General features: G+C 49.3%; 1 protein-coding gene. It reads right to left on the reverse strand.

From position 1 onward, the window contains the following. Positions 1-270: DUF2726 domain-containing protein (locus V6252_RS12875; protein WP_341610716.1), on the reverse strand; the 270-nt coding region annotated here is incomplete at its 3' end. Positions 271-278: the final 8 nt, after the last annotated feature.

Here is a 278-nt window from a genome sequence, read left to right on the forward strand (position 1 = left end):
CACATAGTCAACGCTCTGACGGCAGATACGATTGAACCAAAAGCTACGCTCTGACGTCTCACTACTATTGGCTTCAATGATCCGTGACAGCTGTACGTGGACAAATATGTGATACTCCGGCAGCGCGTTTTTTAACTTATTAAAAAATATCACTTCCGTATCGGTCATGATTGGCATCGGCGCATATGGCCAGATCGCTAGCTCATCACCGCGCACAGGTTTTGGATCTGGCTCGACGACGGGGCGCTTCGTCAGTAGTGTTGGTAGCAGCTTCGGTA

This window comes from Psychrobacter proteolyticus (assembly GCF_038155145.1).
GTDB lineage: Bacteria > Pseudomonadota > Gammaproteobacteria > Pseudomonadales > Moraxellaceae > Psychrobacter > Psychrobacter proteolyticus_B.